This window comes from Candidatus Allofontibacter sp., from assembly GCF_038145245.1.
In the GTDB taxonomy this organism is placed as follows: Bacteria; Pseudomonadota; Alphaproteobacteria; order Pelagibacterales; family Pelagibacteraceae; genus Fontibacterium.
Map to the genome: position 1 here is coordinate 1 of NZ_JAYQPI010000053.1, position 3729 is coordinate 3729.

At 28.9% G+C, this 3729-nt stretch carries 7 protein-coding genes and 1 pseudogene; all 8 read right to left on the reverse strand.

The window, feature by feature from the left end; all coding sequences use genetic code 11:
- Positions 1 to 78, reverse strand: a pseudogene (locus AC8IGH_RS05150) (histidine triad nucleotide-binding protein); the annotation flags it as partial.
- Positions 68 to 394, reverse strand: coding sequence for a phosphoribosyl-ATP diphosphatase (gene hisE, locus AC8IGH_RS05155; protein ID WP_507419647.1), 327 nt, complete (start codon positions 392 to 394; stop codon positions 68 to 70). The gene hisE and the pseudogene AC8IGH_RS05150, both read right to left, overlap by 11 nt.
- A 2-nt stretch (positions 395 to 396) precedes the next feature.
- Positions 397 to 1155 carry an imidazole glycerol phosphate synthase subunit HisF gene (gene hisF, locus AC8IGH_RS05160; RefSeq protein ID WP_507419648.1) on the reverse strand — a complete coding sequence of 253 codons (759 nt, stop codon included), beginning with the start codon at positions 1153 to 1155 and terminating at the stop codon, positions 397 to 399.
- A gap of 5 nt (positions 1156 to 1160) precedes the next feature.
- Positions 1161 to 1874, reverse strand: coding sequence for a 1-(5-phosphoribosyl)-5-[(5-phosphoribosylamino)methylideneamino]imidazole-4-carboxamide isomerase (hisA, locus tag AC8IGH_RS05165; protein ID WP_507419649.1), 714 nt, complete (start codon positions 1872 to 1874; stop codon positions 1161 to 1163).
- Positions 1874 to 2515 (reverse strand): imidazole glycerol phosphate synthase subunit HisH, encoded by a 642-nt coding sequence (hisH, locus tag AC8IGH_RS05170; RefSeq protein WP_507419650.1) that lies wholly within the window; start codon positions 2513 to 2515, stop codon positions 1874 to 1876. Before hisH ends, hisA begins: the two co-directional genes overlap by 1 nt.
- Before the next feature lie 12 nt (positions 2516 to 2527).
- Positions 2528 to 3115 (reverse strand): imidazoleglycerol-phosphate dehydratase HisB, encoded by a 588-nt coding sequence (hisB, locus tag AC8IGH_RS05175; protein WP_507419651.1) that lies wholly within the window; start codon positions 3113 to 3115, stop codon positions 2528 to 2530.
- Positions 3116 to 3189: 74 nt separating this feature from the next.
- On the reverse strand, positions 3190 to 3627 hold the full coding sequence (locus tag AC8IGH_RS05180; RefSeq protein WP_507419652.1) for a Smr/MutS family protein: 438 nt from the start codon (positions 3625 to 3627) through the stop codon (positions 3190 to 3192).
- Positions 3614 to 3718, reverse strand: coding sequence for a hypothetical protein (locus tag AC8IGH_RS05185; RefSeq protein WP_507419653.1), 105 nt, complete (start codon positions 3716 to 3718; stop codon positions 3614 to 3616). The genes AC8IGH_RS05180 and AC8IGH_RS05185 overlap by 14 nt, the downstream gene beginning before the upstream one ends.
- Positions 3719 to 3729: the final 11 nt, after the last annotated feature.

Sequence of the window (3729 nt, forward strand, 5' to 3'; positions counted from 1 at the left end):
AAACTTGTCTTCATAAATTTTATCACAAGGGATTTCTCCTCTTAAAATTTTGGCAAATATATTATTTTTATCGTACATTTTTTTTTCTATTCTTCTTCTCTTGAATTCCTGAAATCTTTTGTCTTTTCTTTAACTCTCCCATAACAGAACCTATTGAGATTTTTTTAAACTCAAGAAGAACTAAAAAATGATATAATAAATCTGAAGCTTCATGAACTATATTCTTTTTATTAGAATATTTAGATGAAACCGCAAGTTCTCTTGCCTCTTCCATAAATTTTTTTATACAAAAATTTTTTCCTTTTTTAAAAAGATTTGCTGTATATGAAATTTTTGGATCTCTAATTTTCTGCTTTTTTATCTTCTTTATAAGTTGCTCTAAATTTTTAAACATAATTAAATTCTTATTGGTATTCCCTTTTTAATTAAATAATTTTTTGCGTCTATTATAGAATATTCACCATAATGAAAAATTGAAGCTGCCAAAACCGCACTAACTAATCCTTTATTAAATCCTTCGTATAAATGGTCAAGATTACCTACCCCTCCAGAGGCTATAACAGGTATGGATACTAAAGTTGCAATAGTTCTTGTTAGTTCGAGATCATAACCTGTCTTTGTTCCATCTTTATCCATTGATGTAAGAAGAATTTCTCCAGCGCCATTTTTTTCAGCAATCTTTGCATATTCAATTGCATCAATACCTGTAGAATTTCTTCCACCGTGAGTAAAAATTTCCCATTTATTATTTGCAACTTTTTTTGCATCTATTGCGATAACAATACATTGCGATCCAAATCTAATTGAGCTCTCTTTAATAAAATTATGATTCTTTACTGCTGCAGTATTAATTGAAACTTTATCTGCTCCTGCAAGTAAAAGATTTTTAATATCTTCGATACTGCTAATTCCTCCTCCTACGGTTAGAGGAACAAAACAACTTTTTGCTGTTTCACTTACTTTATCTAATAAAATTTTTCTATTTTCATTTGATGCTGTGATATCTAAAAAACATATTTCATCTGCACCGCCTTTATCATATATTTTTGCTTGTTCCACTGGATCCCCAGCATCTCTTAAATTCACAAAATTTATACCTTTCACAACTCTACCGTCTTTAACATCAAGACAAGGTATGATTCTTTTTTTAAGCATTTTATTTAAACAAATTTTTTAAGTTCATTTAGAGAAATTGATTTATCATAAATAGCTTTACCAATAATAACTCCATCAAATAAGTTCGCTTTATGTAATTTTCTTATATCTTTTATATTTGAAACGCCGCCTGAAACAACCAGTGGAACATTAACTTTTGCGACTATCTTTTTTAATTGAGAAAAATTGACACCTGTCTTTGTTCCGTCCCGATTAATATCTGTATAAATAATTCTAGACACGCCAAAATCTTCTAACTTTTTAGAAAAATCCATAAGTTTTATTTTTGTTTGCTTAACCCAGCCTTTAATGGCTAAAAAATTATTTCTAACGTCAAGTGCAACAGCTATTCTTCCAGGAAATAAATCACATGCTTTTTTTAAAATCTTTGGATTTTTGACGGCCATCGTTCCAACAACTACTGTTGAAACTCCATTTTTAATCCAAAAAGATATTTGTTTTAAAGTTCTAATCCCTCCGCCTAATTGTACATTTAAATTGGTGTTCTTTATGATTCTAATTATAACTTTTTTATTCTTAGATCTTCCTTTTAAGGCACCATCAAGATCCACAAGATGTAAATCTGTAAAACCTTTCTTCTTAAATTGAAGCGCTTGATTGTATGGGGAAGAATTAAAGATAGTAGTTTTACTAAAATCTCCCTTATACAATCTTACACACTTTCCATCTTTTAGATCTATTGCTGGAAATATAATCATTAATAATTCCAATTTAAAAAATTTGACAATAACTTAATTCCATTTTCCTGACTCTTTTCAGGGTGAAATTGAGTACCAAAAATATTCTCTTTTAAAAGCGCAACTATAACTGATTTTTCATAATCTGTTGTACAAACAACATCGTTAATATTTTCTGTTTCAAATGCGTAACTATGCACAAAATAAAAATGAGATAAATTTTTAATATCTAAAAATAAATCATTCTCTTTTAAAATGTTCACTTCATTCCAACCCATGTGGGGTAATTTCAAATCTTTGTTATTAAGTTTTATCTTTTTTACAGAACCTTTTATCCAACCAAATCCTTTTGTAATCTCCTCTTCAAATCCTTGATCTGAAAAAAGCTGCATACCAACACAAATTCCAAAAATTGATTTTTTTTTGATTAGAACAAATTCATTAATAGAATCCCACAATCCAGATATATTTTTTACTCCTAAAGCACACTGTCTATAAGAACCCTGGCCAGGCAATATAATCTTATCGGAATTCAAAATTTCTTTGGGCTTATTAGATATTCGTATATTTACTTTTTTATTAATTTTTGTAGCCGCAGCTTCTAAAGCTTTAAAAACAGAATTAAGATTTCCAGTTCCGTAATCAACAATTGTTACATACATTTAAAAAAATCTTTAAAGTATTCCTTTAGTAGTAGGCAAAGAATCTCCAGCCCTTGCATCTTTTTCTAATGCAATACGTAACGCCCTAGCTAAACCCTTATAACAAGACTCAATAATGTGGTGACTATTATCACCATAAATATTCTCTATGTGCAAAGTAATGCCGGCACTTTGTGAAAAAGCCTGGAACCATTCCTTAAATAGTTCAGTATCCATTTCTCCAAGCTTTTCTACTTTTAATTTAACATTCCAAACTAAGTAAGGTCTATTTGATATATCAAGCGAAACCCTACTTAACGTTTCATCCATTGGAATATAAGCATGCGCATATCTTTTAATGCCTTTTTTTTCTCCTAAAGCCTTAGCAATAGCCTCGCCTATAACAATACCTGAATCTTCTGTTGTGTGGTGAAGATCAATATGTAAATCACCCTTCGCTTTTAAATTTATATCTATTAAAGAATGCTTTGATAGTTGCTCAAGCATGTGATTTAAAAAACCAATGCCTGTATCTATCTTATAAACACCTTTGCCATCTAAATTTACTTCTGTCTCTATAGATGTCTCTTTAGTTTTTCTATTAACTTTTGCGATCCTCATATGAATTAATAATCTATATATAGAAAAACTAAGCTTATCAATAAATTAGCTTTGATAGTTAAATAATTAATATTCTATAATCTTTTTTTTAGTTTTAATAAAAAAGCTCCAGATCCACCTAAACTTTGATCTGACTCTTCCATTGAATTAATAATATCTGAAAAATTATCTTTAATAAAATTTGGTATTGCATATTTTAACAAGCTTAAATCTTCTGATAAATAAGGGTTTTCCTTAACCTTAGATCTTAACCCCTTTCCTGTAATAATTAAAATATTTCTTAAATCTTTTTGATAACAATTTTCTATAACAGTTTTTATTTTCTTGAAAGACTCTTGTAATGAATAACCATGTAGATCTATTTTAAAATCAATATGATCTTTCCTTTTATTTTCTTTTATAGATCTTTTAAATACTTCTCCTTTATCACCATCTAAGAATTTTTGATTTTTAAAGTCTTCCCAGGCTTTTATATCTTCTGGATTTGTTAAATCTTTATTATTCTTTGCCATGCACATCCTGTGCAATTTCAGTTAGATGCCAAGTAGGATCATCGGAGTTTAAGTCTCTTGAAAAACTCCAAACATCATTAACTGTTTGTATTTCTTCGGGAC